This window comes from Ruminococcus sp. 1001136sp1, assembly GCF_039841815.1.
In the GTDB taxonomy this organism is placed as follows: domain Bacteria; phylum Bacillota; class Clostridia; order Lachnospirales; family Lachnospiraceae; genus Blautia_A; species Blautia_A faecis.
Map to the genome: position 1 here is coordinate 1 of NZ_JBDPGY010000006.1, position 14,539 is coordinate 14,539.

Consider the following 14,539-nt stretch of genomic DNA (forward strand, 5'->3'; position numbering starts at 1 on the left):
CTCAAGATGAGATGTCCCATTCGAAAGAAGTAAACCCCCTTGAAGACGACGAGGTAGATAGGGCAGGGGTGGAAGTGCAGTAATGCACGGAGCTGACTGTTACTAATAGGGTGAGGGCTTGACCAACAATCGCAAGGTTTTGAAAAAGATTCTTGACAAACATTCCACAAGGATGTAACATGTATGTAGTTTTGAAGGTGCAAACCTTTATATTCCTCCTTAGCTCAGTCGGTAGAGCATTCGGCTGTTAACCGAAGTGTCGTTGGTTCGAGTCCAACAGGGGGAGTTTTTTATGGAAATGTTAGGCTCCATGGTCAAGCGGTCAAGACACCGCCCTTTCACGGCGGTAACAGGGGTTCAAATCCCCTTGGAGTCACTGAGAAAATTAAATAAAATGGCAATTTGGTGTGGCTTTACTCTGACATTTGGTGTATAATACAGTTTATAAGTATTGTGCCGATGTGGCTCAATTGGCAGAGCAGCTGATTTGTAATCAGCAGGTTATCGGTTCGAGTCCGATCATCGGCTTTTTGGACCTTTAGCTCAGTTGGTTAGAGCAACCGGCTCATAACCGGTCGGTCCTGGGTTCGAGTCCCCGAAGGTCCATTTAATTTAATATTCTTCTGGCCCGGTGGCTCAGTTGGTTGGAGCGCCGCCCTGTCACGGCGGAGGTCGAGAGTTCGAGTCTCTTCCGGGTCGCTGTTGATGAAAATCAACAACAATTAAATATCGTGGGATCTTAGCTCAGCTGGGAGAGCATCTGCCTTACAAGCAGAGGGTCATAGGTTCGAGCCCTATAGGTCCCATATGCCGCAGTGGCGGAACTGGCAGACGCCCGGGACTTAAAATCCCGTGGGTAGTGATACCCGTACCGGTTCGATTCCGGTCTGCGGCATGACTTGAAACCCTTGATTTTCAAGGGTTTTTTTGATGTCTGGATATATTTACACCCTTCTGGAACACCTCTTATTTAGCCCAAAAATGGATTTTGACAGCAGATTTGACAGCAGATACAAAATATTTAAGCAGCTTCAAAATAATATTCTGGTATAATATTCACTTTTTTTATAGCTGGAAACTGGAATTTCCATGCTTGATAGTTTCAAAGGTTGCGCTTTCAAAAATAAAAGTAAAATAATAGCTTGCTTTACGTAGTCAGCTGCAATATTATTAAAATATTACTGTAGATGAAAATAATCTGACAGGAGGTAGCAACTTGATTAGACAGGAAGTATTAATGCTATTTGTACAAGGGACTAAAAAAATATTAAAAAATAATCTATCCAAACTTATTGTCTATGGTTCTTATGCCCGTGGAGATTATAAGGAAAATTCGGATATTGATGTTATGATATTAACACCTCTTTCAAAAGAAGAAATAGAGCAGGTCGAAAACAGTATTTTTGATCTGGCGTTTGATCTGGAACTGGAGTCAGGGATTGTAATAAATCCAGTTCTGGAGAATGAAGCACATTACAGATACTGGCCGGGAGCATTGCCGTTTTATGATAATGTAGAGAAGGAGGGAATTGTAATTGGATGAGAGACAAAAAGATTTAAGCAATTATCGAATTACACAAGCTGATGATAGTCTGAAAGTAGCTGACTATTGTTTAAAAGAAACCAACGAGTCTATTTATATCACCCAAAATGATGAGGGAGATATGGTAATTAAGAGTATTGATACATATGAAAAGCGTGAACAGTTACTTCGGTTACGTGCCAGAGTACTTCAGGCTGAGTGGGAAAGAATAGATGGTGCCAAAACTATGAGTGCAACTGAAGCACGAAAAAATTTGAGAGAGAGACTCGGAGAGCTGTAGAGTTGACTGTCTGGATAGATACATGTGAAGTCACTGGCAACGTTCCGCGAGGTGTTTTTTTGTGGACAAAGTAAGCAATAACATTTTCTCTTCATTTACTGGCACAAGTAATAGTGCAAACCGGTTTTGGATGGATTATTATTAGTATAGAGAATACATGGTCAATTGAAGGAGAATTTTTTCCAATATGTGTTCTTTACAAGAATCGAAAACAAAAACAGGTTTTGCGGAGGATGTGTATGAAGCAGGATAAAAAAGAGAAGCGGAACAATATATTATATTCGGTATTAGGTTTCGTCCTGGGCATTGCCATGTGTGGTATAGGAATATATGGTATGATTTTAAACAGAATTGAAAGCCAGGAGTACAAAAACACTACAGACAAACGAGAGGTTATTGCAGTTGTAGAATCCTGCCGTGAGATTGATAACAGTGATGATAAAGACAAAAATAAAAAGAATTCAAGATCAGTAAAATATCGGACCAAATTGGCATTTGAGGTTGATGGAAAAGCTTATGAAGGAGAAGAAACCTATAATCAGAAAGTATACGTTGGTGATAAAGTTAAGGTCGAGGTTTATCGGACTTCAAAAGGAATTTATAAACTCCGCCCATATAACAATCTGGTAAATTTTGTGTTTTATTGTGTGGCAATTCCATTAGGCTTTATCATTGCAATAGCCTCTGTTTACAGTATAGGGCTGATCGTCAAAAAAAAAGAATAAGATCATAGGATTCAGAAATGCTCCCTACTGGGCAGGAATGTGAAAGAACAAAAACCTGTCATTCAGAAGGGAGCATTTTATAATTGTGAATAAGTAGGATCAATCAAAATCTCTGGTAATGTTTGTAAGCCATTTTCTTCTGAAATAGTGAATAAATACCACAGGCATTTTTTCAAGTTCATCCAAAGACATTACAAAGTATACCCAGATAGGCGGCAGTTTAAAAACATATGCGGCAAGAAATGTGAGAGGAACTGCTACAAGCCACATAAATATGGAATCAACGATCATTCCAAATCTGGAATCACCACCACCTCTGAAGCAGCCGCATATAAGACAGGTATTAATACCTTCTCCAACAAGACGCCAGGTCGTCATAATGATAAAAACGCCAAGATAATAAATGGCCGTTTCTGTCAGCTTATCCCGATAAAAATCCAGTATCAGGGGGCGAATCGCCAGAATAACGGCACATCCGATCAGGCTTACAATAATGGTTATTCTGAGCATCCGTTTCCCATATTCTCTGGCTGTATCAATGTGATTTTTCCCCAGCTCCTGACTGATAATAATGGTAGTAGCGTTGGCAAAACCCCGACAGGCGATAGCACCAATGTTTACCACCATAACAGCGACGGCATTTGCAGCAACCATATCATTACCAATATGCCCAAGAATTGCTGCGAATGCGGAACTGGCAAAGCTCCAGACGAGGTCATTTATTACGGCTGGAGTTGCAATTTTCATAAAATCCTGGAACAGGATCCCCGATTTCGCAAAGAAGTATTTTATTCGGAATCTCACATTTGATTTGTTCAAGGAGTAGATGAGACAAATCAATACCTCTGCGATTCTGGCAATCACAGTACCAAGAGCAACACCGGTAACGCCAAGCTTTGGAAGTCCAAATAAGCCAAAGATGAAGGTGGCATTACAAAGTACATTGACACAAAGGGAGACAATGTATGTAACAGAAGGCAGCATTATCTTTCCGATACTTCGAAGGGCACTCATAAAAACCTGAGAGAATCCCATAAACATAAGTGAAAATGAAAGTACCCTCAAATACTCACTTCCAGCAGCAATTGTATCAGGATTGTCTGTAAAAATCTTCATAACCGTAGTTGGCATGGAAAAGGAGATAAGGAAAAATATCAGAGAGATAATTAAGGTGCATCGCTCTGCTAAGCCGAGAATCTTTTCTACAGTCTTTTTATCACCTTTTCCCCAGTACTGGGCACATAAAACGGATGTACCTGTGGCCATACCATAATATATACAAAAAAGAACGAAAGTATATTGGTTGGCAAGTGATGAAGCCGACATGGCGGTCTGGCTTACATATCCAAGCATTACAGTATCAGCAATATTTACCAATGTTGAAATCAAATTTTGAATCATAATTGGAAATGCCAATGTCGATGCATATTTTAAGAAATCTTTTTTATTTAGCATGTTACAGTTTTCCTTAGTTCTTACAATTTATAATATGATGATACCAGGGTCAAAAGGTCAGAAAGCCGATGCAAGCTTGCTTGCAAGAGGCTTTTTGACCTCTTGACCCGCCAAAAACATGAGTAAGTAGCCATTTTTCAAAGAAAAATGAGCGGATTACGAATGTTTTGGAGGATTGCGGGAGCAGCGTAGCTGCGTAGCAATCCGGGTATCAAATGAGTGTCAAAAGACCTTTTGACACTCATATCATTTTATTACAATCAATGAAACAGAGAAAGTGATAAATTATAGTTTAACATATCCGATTAGAATATGCTATATAAAATGTTAAAATAGGACATTGTGAAATTACTTTTTTTAAGCTAAAATGTGAGTGTGCAAAACTTTTGGTTGGGAGTGTGAGAATATGACAAAAGATCTGACTACTGGGAAAATCATGCCCATTCTTGTTAATTTTACAGTGCCTCTTGTTTTGGGAAATTTGTTTCAGCTGACCTATAATGCAGTTGACAGCATTATTGTAGGGCATTTTGTAGGAAAGGAGGCCCTGGCGGCTGTGGGAATCTGTAATCCGGTCAGTACGTTGATGATACTATTTCTGAACGGATTGTGTATGGGAGCCAGTATCCTGATGGGGATTCAGTATGGAGCGAAAGATTATGAGACTTTGCATAGACAAATCAGTACAACTCTGTTGTCTGGTGCGTTTTTTTCATTTTTTCTCACATTGGTTTGTGTAATATTTGCTGTACCCATTCTGCTGTTATTGCAGGTGGATCCATCTATTATGAGTATGACAGTGCAATATTTGCGGATTATTTTTCTGGGATTAATGTTTACATTTTTATATAACTTTTTTTCAAGCACTCTAAGAGCATTGGGAGACAGTGCATCCCCCTTGTACTTTCTGATCATCAGTGCGATTCTGAACATTTTCGGAGACCTGTTTTTTGTTATTGTATTAAAGGCTGGAAGTAATGGATGTGCAATTTCCACAGTACTCAGTGAGGCGCTTTGCTGTTTGTTTTGTATTATCTATATACAGAAAAAAGTACCGATTCTTCGGCTTGGGAAGAAATGGCTGGTTTTTGATGCCAGGCTTTTGAAAAAAACCATTGCTTACGGGTGGGCATCTGCCATGCAGCAGGCAACTGTACAGATGGGAAAAATTGCAATACAGGCACTGGTTAATACAATGGGAGTATCGGTAGCAGCAGCCTTTGCAGTGGTTAATCGCATTGATGATTTTGCCATCACACCGGAACAGAATATTGCCCATGCGATGACCGCATTAATGGCTCAGAATAAAGGAGCTGGAAAAAATGACCGTATGAGGGAAGGCTTCCGATGTGGAATGATACTGGAGCTTGTTTATGGAGCAGCAGTTATGCTGATCTGTCTGGGATTTGCCAGACCATTGATGTCATTATTTGTAAAAGATGAGGAAGTTATCGGACATGGAGTGGTTTATCTCCACTTGATTGCGGTAATGTATATTCTTCCCGCTATCACAAATTCGCTTCAGGGCTTTTTCCGTGGAATCGGAGATCTGAAGGTGACCTTGATGAGCAGTTTTACCAATATGACAGTCCGTGTCATTGCAGCGGCACCGATGGTTTTGTTATGGAATTTTGGTATTGAGGCACTGCCATATTCCTATCTGGCAGGATGGATTGCCATGCTGCTTGTAGAGACACCTTTGATGCTTCGAATTTACCGAAAAAAGTAAAAGTAAAAGAAAGGACATCCTGAAAAAACGGATGTCCTTTTTATAAAAAGAAGTGCATATTATTTGCGAAAGAGACGTTTGACAAAAGCCAGAAGATCAAAATGCCGAGTCTTCGTATAGTCATTTATAAAATTGTCACAATACATATAACGTTCTGCTATGATCCATTCTGGAACGGGAAGTGCATCCAGGGAACTTGTATATTCTGCGAATTTCATATTCACGCCTCCTTTAATTTGTTTTTTAAGTTACTTATATTCTAGCACAAAATTGAGAAAAAACTATGGGGGTGGATTCTAAAAATCAAGGGGAAAATATGTGCTGTCAACACAAAATATATGATATAATAAAGAAAAAATTTGAACATTTTACAGAATGGGTTTGGATAACAAAAAGGGAGGTTTTATGAGTTTTACAATACAGGATATGATGCTGACAGCAGAAACCAGATATGAAATGAAGTTTCTGGCCGGAAAAAATGGATGGTCCAATTCGATCAGCTGGGTACATCTTCTTGAGGATACAACGATCATACAGAATTTCTGGGGAAAGGAGCTTGCAGTGACAACCGGGCTTGGCTTTCCGGAAAAAGAAGACTGGATGCATCTGGCACAGCAGCTGAACCGGTATCATGCATCAGGGCTTGTTATCAATGTGGGACAGTACATTTATGAGGTTCCGGAAGAATTGAAAGCATACTGTGATGAAAATGACCTTCCGCTGCTGACTGTGCCTTGGGAAGTGCATTTATCAGATATGATAAAAGACTTCAGTATTCATGTATTTTTGCAGGATACTACAGATGAGCAGATCGCATCCGCCCTGATTGCAGCTATTGAGACTCCGGATAATCAGGATGCATACAGAAAAGATTTATTACAGTATTTTGATGTAGATGGAAGCTTTCAGGTGCTGCTGATGACTTGTGAGGGGCTGGACTCCATGGACACAGTGGAGCGAAAAAAGCTATCTTATCGAATACAGGTATATCTGGAGGATATCACTCACAATGGAAGCTTTTTTTATTACAACTCTGATTTTGTGCTGGTAGCGAATGCGCTTTCGGAAGAGTATTTGTGCCGCCTTGTAGAGGGTGCCATAAAAAGAGGAAAAAGACGTATGCCTGGGCTGCAATTGTGCGTGGGAATCGGGAGCAGATGTATGGATATTTCCCAGCTTTCGGTAAGCTATCAGAGAGCGAAGGCGGCAGCACACATAGCGATGACACAAAAGAAGCAGGTGGTAAAGTTTGATGACTGCGGGTTGTTCCGTCTGCTTTATATGGTGAAAGATAAAGAAATACTGAAGGAAATGGAAACAGAATGTCTGGCAGCATTGGAAGAATACGACAGAAGATATCATGCCGGTTATGTGGAAACTCTTCAGTCATATCTGAAGCATAATGGAAGTATTCAGGCTGTGGCAGCAGAATTGTATACGCATCGCAATACGGTACTGTACCGTATCGGAAATATCAGGAAAATTCTGGGAAATGAGTTGAAAACGCCGGAAGAGAGACTGCCCTATCAGATTGCATTTTATATCAGAAATATGCATGGGCAGATATAAGTATTGCGCAGTAATGTTTTTCTTGTGCATAGTGTAGCGCAGTCGTATAATAGAAGCAGTTTTTTTTTACATAAGTAAGATTGTAAAAAAGCAATCAAGGCAGGAAGGAATGGACATATTGCATAACCAATCAATGTTGATGTAATTCTGGAAAATCTGGACCGGATTTTGGGAAGATAAAGCGGATAAAATGAAGGGGAAATACGTGTGAAAAGCACATAAAATAATGCAGGTCTTGTTCAGACCTGCATTATTTTATGCAACAGGGCGGAGTGTAAATTACTTTGTGTAAACCTCTCAGATTGATGATGAAATCGTAGGTTTATAGAATGCAAAAATTCCTACCAGACAGTATTTTATTATTATCCGGAAAATTTATCACCGTAATGAATATGCATGTCCTTCCAGTCCATAAACAATACATAAAATACTCTTCCGTATTGCTGGCTTTCTACGATTCTTCCATGGTCAAGCACAGAGAGGTAAGAGCCGTCAGCTTTTCGAAGATGAAAATGAATATAGTCATTTTCATTACCACTGTCAATCTGTTCCCAGATGCTAGTTTCTATCTCTTTCTGCTCATCCTCCCGAATCAGGTTATGAAAGCTTTTGTTTGTAAGTCGAAAAAGTTCGTCCATATCTTTATATCCGGTCATATGAAGAAACTCCTGGTTTGCATAGAACAGCTCATCATCTTCTTTGTCTGCTCTGTATATGATAAATGCACCCGGAAGATGCTCCGAGACATCCTTAAGCGCAAATCCCAGCTGTTTGCGGACACCTGACTGAAGCCCTTCTCTGTAAGCCATACATCCGTTTTTTCCATGAAGCTTTATTTCATAAAGGGCTGCATCTGCACAGCGCATAAGCTGTGAATGGTTGGAGGCAAATGCCGGATATTCCGCATATCCAAGAGAAATAGAAAAGTGATGTTCTGTTCCCTTGTAAGAGAAGGTCTTAGGCAGTCTGATGAATTGATTCAGCTGTGCGTCTGCCTCTTCAAAGGTATAATCAGGCAGAAGAATACAGAACTCGTCCCCACCGTTTCTTCCAAGCAATACATTCGGTGGAAAAAAAGCTTTCATGCTCTCTGCCAGACTTTTTAAAGCCCTGTCTCCGTAAGCGTGCCCATAGACATCATTAATAAACTTAAAGTCATCAATATCAAAAAGTGCGGCCACAAAATGTGCCTTCGGATTTTGGGCGATAATTTTTTCTGCTGCTTCATCAAATCCATAGCGGTTGTTAATACCGGTAAGGGAATCCGTGTGTGCCAGTATCTGAAATCTGTTTTTATTTTCTTTGGACACCAGCCATACCCGGGTAAGAACTGTCAGAAGCAGGATTACGGCAAGAAAAAATCCGGTGACTATAGCTATAAGTGTATTGTTTCGCCATCCGCTTTTGGGTGTTACTTCAAATCTCCAGCTCTCTGCGCCTATTTTAAAATCATAAGAAACCGGATGGGTTAACTGACCGTCTGACTGATAAACAACTTTATAAGTATCGCTCCAGGGAGAAGCCGTCTTTGAAATCCTGTATTCATATCCAAAATTTGAAAGAGCATAAAGCGAGTCTGAGAAAATATCAGGAACACGCAGGATAACAATGGTAAATCCCCAGAAATCCTCTTGTTTGTTTGTATCCGTCAGATAAACTGGATTGCGTACAGCAATTCCATAGCCTCCCTGTTTCAATTCAAAGGGGCCTTGTGTAATGACTGTGTGATTGTCTCTTGCGTAACAGGAAATCTCTCCACGGTCTTTATCATGAATCAGATCAATTTTACCTGCTTCATTTCCCTCTGCCGGATAAATATCTGTCACAACACCATCCGGAGCAAGCTGCACGCTCTCAATAGAATCAGACATAAGATTTTCAGCAATCGTGTCAAACTGATTGATTTCTCCTTTTTCACTGATCAGGATCTGCTTTAGAGCTTCCGTAATCTCGATGCCATTCGCAATCTCATTCTTTATGTGTTCTCCATAGGTTGTTGCGTTTAATTGTGCTGTTATGCGTCTCTCTTTCTTCTCATGGGTGTCTGTTTTGTATACAATGAAACCAACAAGGCATATGCCCAGTAAAAAAATGATAAGAGGCACAAGTGTTTTTTTCTTCACCAGGTTTACCTCGTTTTATCCGTTGAAATTTCTATAATAAGGCATTATATCACAGAAGTTTAAAATTAAAATAAATTTTCTGAAAAAATGACAATATATTTTTTTACTACGCTCTGGCGAAATATAAAATGAGTCAAGTCGAAAGTTGATAAAGAATGAAATTTGGCTTATAATTTATACTAAAACAATGTCAGGAGGAGCAAGCAATGGATATTAATATGCAAAAAAGAAATGAAGTATTGGCTCAAAATGTGATCAAAGGTCTGGAATCTCGCAATATGTCAGGCTATTACGCCGCAGACAGAGAAGCGGCTGTAAAGCAGGCACTGGAATTGATCCCGGAGGGCAGCAGTATTGCCATGGGTGGCTGCACAAGTGCTCATGAGATTGGACTGATCAAGGCATTGGAGGATGGAAATTATAATTATATTAATCGCGCGAAAATGTCACCAAGAGAAAGCCTGATGGCAGCGTATGATGCGGATGTATTTCTTTCCAGTGCAAATGCCATTACCAGTGACGGTGTTATGGTAAACATTGATGGAAATTCCAATCGGGTTTCCTGTATTGCCCAGGGACCGAAGAAGGTGGTTTTCATTGTGGGAATGAATAAGGTCTGTTCAGATTTTGATGCAGCTATGAAGCGGGCAAGAAATGTGGCAGCTCCGGCGAATGCACAGAGATTTGAGGTGAAGACACCTTGCAAAACCGCAGGGAAATGTTTTGACTGTAAATCTCCGGATACGATTTGCTGTCAGTTTCTGATTACAAGATATTCTCGTCATAAAGATAGAATACATGTTATTCTTGTAAACGATACTCTTGGACTTTAAACGGTGAGATTTATTTAGGGCGTAGCTTAGAGCGTGTAAATACACGCTTTTCCAGCCGCTTTTGTTTTACTGTTCACTTCGCGACCAGTAACACGCTTCGCGATGCGCAGAAAGACGAACCTTCTTGTGACAAGCACAAGAAGTAGCGTTTGCTGCGCAAACTTAATTCTCGGGTTTTCTGAGAGCTTTGTTCACAAAAAACACCTCGCGGAACGTTACCAGTGAACAGTAGCACTTTTGTCGAATTATAGGGAAAGTTGTCGGACGATTTTTGTTGCAAAATTTTGATATAAAACGTAGAATAATGACGGTAAGTGTGAGAAAAATGGATTTTTTATCACTGCTTAAATTGTAACCCTAAATAGCTTGGAATCACAGAAGAACAGCTTGTGTGATTCGGGAAAACGTTACCAATGAACCGTGATCTATAAGTACATATCAGGAGGAAATCAATAATGAAAATGACAACAAAAATGATTATGCTTCAGAACATTGAGAAAATGGTGATGGAGCAGCAGCGGGTGGATGAAAATGATTCCTACATCAGACAGGACAATGAGGATCTGAAGTATCTGGAGGAACGATATGACCAGCTGCAATTATCCCACACTGTAAAGCGTGTGATCGATGATTACATCGCCTGTCTGCAGACCCGGGACGAGAGATATTCAGATCTTGCTTATGCAGCTGGGATAAGGGATACTATAAGCTTACTGCAGGGGATGGGAATGCTGAATGGAACTGCTGCAATAAGTGGAAGTTTGTAAAAGTGAAATAAGTGAACTATAACTTTAGCGGATTAAAATGCAAATATTGTTATAAAGATAAAAGAGTTACTATAAGCATGATATCACCTGCGTGCAGGGATACTTGCGGAAATAGTAACTCTTTTGTGTATTAGAAGTTTTGTATCGTAGTATAAAAAATTGATACTCAGGTAATTTTTTCGGTATTTACATAAAGCTTCTTTTATGATGAAATAAAGTTGAGTAAATATATGTATGGAGGGGTGAGTTTATGTACAATATTTTGATTGTGGATGATGAAAAGAAAGAGCGGGAAGGAATTGCGCTTTTATTAAAAAGGTTTGGGTTTCCATTAAGAACAGCATTTGCGCAAAACGGAGAAGATGCGCTGAAAATAATGGAAAAAAATTATTTTGACATTCTGCTCACAGACATAAAAATGCCCTATATGGATGGAATCCAGCTTATACGTGAAACGCAGAAAAGAGGGCTGAATCCAATATGCATTATTTACAGTGCATATGGTGAATTTGAATATGCACAGAATGCCATTTCATTAGGGGTACAGGAATATCTTTTGAAGCCAGTTAAACTGGATGCGTTTAAGGCTCTTTTTGAAAAGATCATAGAGATCTGCCAGGAAAAAGAGATCGAAAAGAAAAATAGAAATGATATCATACAGGCGAAGGAAGAGGCCGCACAGCAAAAACTGAGCTGGAATCTGCTTAATTATCTGGAGTCTGAAGAACTGGAAGAGGGAACTTTAAATCATTGGGAAACTCTGGAAAATGAATTCACCAGTGTTGTGCAGGAAAAAATCTGTATACCTGTAATTATTTCCTGTTATTCTAATTTGTTTTCTATTGAATGGGAAGAGTACCTGAAAGATATCAGGGAATATTTTGGAAAAGAAACTGTGATCATTACAAACACAGATAACCAGATCGTAGTGTTATTGATCCGGGAAAGAGATTTTTATCGGACAGCAGAAACGAAAAAAGAATGTGAGATATTGATCGAAAAATCCCAGAAAAAATATCAGGTAAATATTTTTGTTATATTGGGAAAAAAGACCGAAAGTCTTACAGAACTGAAAAAAGAATATACAGAATTGAAAGACCAGCTTGACTATCAGTTTTTTGTATCCAAAAGTATGGTATTGGTTCATGATGAAGATTATTTTCTAAAAAAGGAAAATGACATGCTTTCCCTGTATTTTGAAAGGATATTTAACTGCGCCAGAATGCAGGATTATTCCGGAATAAAGAAGGAATTTGTGAAAGTATTTGCCTATATAATGAAGCAGACTGGCTTTAGTTCAATTTATGTAAAATATACTTTTACGGATGCGATGAAGCAGATCAGTGAGTACACAGACTCTAATGTGGACATGGTACCATGTATTCAGAAAATATATCAGGCAAGGACACTGGAAGAGGTAAATAAGATAATCGAAAACGTTCTGGATAGAATGCAGGAAGAGAAAAAAGAAGAGGTAAAAGAAAACCGCCTGGTCCGCATGGCAAAAGAACTGGTTTATGAAAAATACAGTGAAAGTGATTTAAATGTATCGTATATCGCAGAGCAGCTGCAGGTATCCTCTGCCTATCTAAGTACTTTATATAAAATGGAAACTGGAAAAAATCTGGTAAAATTTATTACCTGGTATCGTGTTGAAAAGTCAAAAGAACTTTTGCGTCAGACAAATATGAAAGTAAGTGATGTGGCGGAGAGGGTAGGATACCTGAATGTGTCTTACTACATTTCTATTTTCCGAAATCATGAAGGCTGCAGTCCGGTGCAGTACAGGGAAAGGGTGCAAAATGGTGAATAGGATAGCAAAAAGAATCAACAAACAATCATTTTTGAATAAAGTAAGGATCATTTACACGCTGTTAGTTATGCTTCCTGTGCTGGTTCTGGAGATATTTGTATTGTACTCATCTACAAATTTTATCAAGGAGCAGCAGCTTCTGGAAGCGAAAGAAAACATTGAGCGGAACCACCTGAATATTGAGAATCAGATAAAGATGTGCGAAAAATCCGTATTATATGTGACCTGCAACAGTGTACTAAGGGAATTTCTCAGCTTAGATGATTCTGAGTATAAGAAACGCATTCAGATGACTTCAAATGTAAATAACCTGATTTATAACGCCTGGCTTTCCAACAGCTATTTTTCAAAGATGGAGGTTTATTCCGATAAAAGGATTTCTAACAATGATGCAGTATTCAAAAAAGCTTCCGATCTGGAAGATAACAGTTGGTATGAAGCGAGTTGGAATAGCGCAGATACTTTGTGGTGGAATGAAAATGGAAAATATTTTATAACACGCAGAATTGCCATGAGCCTTCCAAATCGGGTATATGGCGTTCTCAGAGCAGAAGTAAAGGAAAAAGTTTTTTCTGACAGTATATCCATGTTCTCGGAAATGCCAGTGGACATCCAGGTGAAAAATGGTTCAGCTGTGTTGTTAGAATACAATAATGAGGGGGAAGTTAATGAAAACAGTGCTGGCTATGAAGAGGAAAGAAATCTAAATGACACCGGTTGGAAAATTATTTACAGAATTGATGCTTCTTATTTCTCAAGTGCTTTTCATCCAAGAATCATTGGTTCTGTTGTAATTGTAGTTTTACTGTTGCTGCTTGGATTTATAGGAGTTAATAAAAGTGCCAGATCTTTGCTGCACTATTTGTATCAGATTATTGACCAGGTAAAGAAAGTAAAAGATGGAAATTTTGAGATTCAGATAGCAGAAAGTTCCCAGGATGAAATTGGAGAGCTGGCGGAAAATATTAATAAAATGCTACGGAAAATACAAACGCTTATTGATGAAGTGTATAAGTCGAAACTGGATAAAAAAAGCCTGGAACTGGATCTGCTTCAGTCAAAGATTAACCCGCATTTTCTTTATAACAATCTTTCCGCAATTAATTGGATAGCCATTGAAAAAGGAGAAGACAGAATCTACGAGATAACTACGGAACTGGGTACTTTTTACAGGACTGCTCTTAACAAGGGCATAAACGTAGACCATTTGAATGTAGAAGTGGAAAATATAAAGGCCTATGTGAAACTGCAGCTTATGGCGCACGATGAAGGCTTCGATGTTGAGTATAAAATTGAGCCCTCGCTTTTAGATCAGATGGTTCCAATTTTTATTTTGCAGCCTCTGGTGGAAAATGCAATTGAGCATGGCATTGACTGCATGAGAGAAAAAAGAGGAAAAATATCCATTGAGATTTATGCAGAAAATAATGAACTCTATATGACTGTCAGGGATAATGGACTTGAGTTGTATGAAAAAATTGGTCAGGGAAAAATGTCCCATGAAGAATTTGGTTATGGGGTAAGCAATGTTGACAAGAGAATTCGTATTCTGTGTGGGGAAGGATACGGTGTGGAAATTTTTGCAGGTCCGGGAGGAACTACCTCTATAATCAAATTACGAAGAGATTTTATTACACTGGAACGAAAAGTATAGGATATAAATCTTAAAAATTTGATAATGAGATAAGTTTTTTGTTATTTT

The 14,539-nt window shown here is 39.0% G+C and carries 12 protein-coding genes, 7 tRNA genes and 1 rRNA gene; 17 read left to right on the forward strand and 3 right to left on the reverse strand.

The annotated features are described in order from the left end of the window. The 11 genes from ABHC48_RS06515 to ABHC48_RS06565 all read left to right on the forward strand — a co-directional run. A 23S ribosomal RNA gene (locus ABHC48_RS06515) occupies positions 1-126 on the forward strand; the annotation flags it as partial. Between the two features lie 87 nt (positions 127-213). Then, positions 214-286: transfer RNA gene (locus tag ABHC48_RS06520), tRNA-Asn, on the forward strand. A gap of 18 nt (positions 287-304) precedes the next feature. Beyond that, positions 305-376: transfer RNA gene (locus ABHC48_RS06525), tRNA-Glu, on the forward strand. 79 nt (positions 377-455) lie between these two features. Then, positions 456-528: transfer RNA gene (locus tag ABHC48_RS06530), tRNA-Thr, on the forward strand. A gap of 4 nt (positions 529-532) precedes the next feature. Next, positions 533-606 (forward strand) — tRNA-Ile (locus tag ABHC48_RS06535). Positions 607-625: 19 nt separating this feature from the next. Then, positions 626-699, forward strand: a tRNA-Asp gene (locus ABHC48_RS06540). A 34-nt stretch (positions 700-733) separates the two neighbouring features. Then, positions 734-806, forward strand: a tRNA-Val gene (locus tag ABHC48_RS06545). 3 nt (positions 807-809) lie between these two features. Then, positions 810-895, forward strand: a tRNA-Leu gene (locus ABHC48_RS06550). A 321-nt stretch (positions 896-1,216) separates the two neighbouring features. Beyond that, positions 1,217-1,543, forward strand: coding sequence for a nucleotidyltransferase domain-containing protein (locus ABHC48_RS06555; RefSeq protein WP_334285664.1), 327 nt, complete (start codon positions 1,217-1,219; stop codon positions 1,541-1,543). Continuing rightward, positions 1,536-1,823, forward strand: coding sequence for a hypothetical protein (locus ABHC48_RS06560; protein WP_330382821.1), 288 nt, complete (start codon positions 1,536-1,538; stop codon positions 1,821-1,823). The genes ABHC48_RS06555 and ABHC48_RS06560 overlap by 8 nt, the downstream gene beginning before the upstream one ends. Before the next feature lie 239 nt (positions 1,824-2,062). Continuing rightward, positions 2,063-2,548 (forward strand): hypothetical protein, encoded by a 486-nt coding sequence (locus ABHC48_RS06565; protein WP_173717524.1) that lies wholly within the window; start codon positions 2,063-2,065, stop codon positions 2,546-2,548. Between the two features lie 99 nt (positions 2,549-2,647). Here ABHC48_RS06565 and ABHC48_RS06570 read toward each other — a convergent pair whose 3' ends face one another. Continuing rightward, positions 2,648-4,003 carry an MATE family efflux transporter gene (locus ABHC48_RS06570; protein WP_173769931.1) on the reverse strand — a complete coding sequence of 452 codons (1,356 nt, stop codon included), beginning with the start codon at positions 4,001-4,003 and terminating at the stop codon, positions 2,648-2,650. Positions 4,004-4,409: 406 nt separating this feature from the next. Here ABHC48_RS06570 and ABHC48_RS06575 point away from each other — a divergent pair, with 406 nt between their 5' ends. After that, positions 4,410-5,732 (forward strand): MATE family efflux transporter, encoded by a 1,323-nt coding sequence (locus ABHC48_RS06575; protein ID WP_195699081.1) that lies wholly within the window; start codon positions 4,410-4,412, stop codon positions 5,730-5,732. Between the two features lie 59 nt (positions 5,733-5,791). Here ABHC48_RS06575 and ABHC48_RS06580 read toward each other — a convergent pair whose 3' ends face one another. Next, a complete protein-coding gene (locus tag ABHC48_RS06580; protein ID WP_173717527.1) occupies positions 5,792-5,950 on the reverse strand; it encodes a hypothetical protein in 159 nt (52 codons plus the stop codon). Positions 5,951-6,137: 187 nt separating this feature from the next. Here ABHC48_RS06580 and ABHC48_RS06585 point away from each other — a divergent pair, with 187 nt between their 5' ends. Beyond that, on the forward strand, positions 6,138-7,301 hold the full coding sequence (locus ABHC48_RS06585) for a PucR family transcriptional regulator (protein WP_173719139.1): 1,164 nt from the start codon (positions 6,138-6,140) through the stop codon (positions 7,299-7,301). A gap of 362 nt (positions 7,302-7,663) precedes the next feature. Here ABHC48_RS06585 and ABHC48_RS06590 read toward each other — a convergent pair whose 3' ends face one another. Beyond that, entirely contained in the window at positions 7,664-9,424 is a 1,761-nt protein-coding gene (locus ABHC48_RS06590; protein ID WP_195699082.1) for a diguanylate cyclase, read from the reverse strand. Between the two features lie 206 nt (positions 9,425-9,630). Here ABHC48_RS06590 and ABHC48_RS06595 point away from each other — a divergent pair, with 206 nt between their 5' ends. The 4 genes from ABHC48_RS06595 (at position 9,631) to ABHC48_RS06610 (ending at position 14,491) form a co-directional block, all read left to right on the forward strand. Next, positions 9,631-10,257, forward strand: coding sequence for a lactate utilization protein (locus ABHC48_RS06595; protein ID WP_195478279.1), 627 nt, complete (start codon positions 9,631-9,633; stop codon positions 10,255-10,257). A gap of 455 nt (positions 10,258-10,712) precedes the next feature. After that, a complete protein-coding gene (locus ABHC48_RS06600) occupies positions 10,713-11,024 on the forward strand; it encodes a hypothetical protein (protein ID WP_118581890.1) in 312 nt (103 codons plus the stop codon). 250 nt (positions 11,025-11,274) lie between these two features. Next, the gene (locus ABHC48_RS06605) at positions 11,275-12,837 is read left to right on the forward strand and encodes a response regulator (protein WP_195699083.1); all 1,563 of its coding nucleotides are present in this window, start codon (positions 11,275-11,277) and stop codon (positions 12,835-12,837) included. Then, the gene (locus tag ABHC48_RS06610) at positions 12,827-14,491 is read left to right on the forward strand and encodes a histidine kinase (protein WP_173719144.1); all 1,665 of its coding nucleotides are present in this window, start codon (positions 12,827-12,829) and stop codon (positions 14,489-14,491) included. The genes ABHC48_RS06605 and ABHC48_RS06610 overlap by 11 nt, the downstream gene beginning before the upstream one ends. The last annotated feature ends 48 nt before the right edge of the window (positions 14,492-14,539 follow it).

What these genes read in the sequence shown, in the direction of transcription:
- ABHC48_RS06595 (WP_195478279.1), top strand. Translation starts at nt 9,631, where the DNA reads ATGGATATTAATATGCAAAAAAGAAATGAAGTATTGGCTCAAAATGTG.
- ABHC48_RS06610 (WP_173719144.1), top strand. Translation starts at nt 12,827, where the DNA reads ATGGTGAATAGGATAGCAAAAAGAATCAACAAACAATCATTTTTGAAT.
- ABHC48_RS06600 (WP_118581890.1), top strand. Translation starts at nt 10,713, where the DNA reads ATGAAAATGACAACAAAAATGATTATGCTTCAGAACATTGAGAAAATG.
- ABHC48_RS06575 (WP_195699081.1), top strand. Translation starts at nt 4,410, where the DNA reads ATGACAAAAGATCTGACTACTGGGAAAATCATGCCCATTCTTGTTAAT.
- ABHC48_RS06565 (WP_173717524.1), top strand. Translation starts at nt 2,063, where the DNA reads ATGAAGCAGGATAAAAAAGAGAAGCGGAACAATATATTATATTCGGTA.
- ABHC48_RS06580 (WP_173717527.1), bottom strand. Translation starts at nt 5,950, where the DNA reads ATGAAATTCGCAGAATATACAAGTTCCCTGGATGCACTTCCCGTTCCA.
- ABHC48_RS06605 (WP_195699083.1), top strand. Translation starts at nt 11,275, where the DNA reads ATGTACAATATTTTGATTGTGGATGATGAAAAGAAAGAGCGGGAAGGA.
- ABHC48_RS06585 (WP_173719139.1), top strand. Translation starts at nt 6,138, where the DNA reads ATGAGTTTTACAATACAGGATATGATGCTGACAGCAGAAACCAGATAT.
- ABHC48_RS06570 (WP_173769931.1), bottom strand. Translation starts at nt 4,003, where the DNA reads ATGCTAAATAAAAAAGATTTCTTAAAATATGCATCGACATTGGCATTT.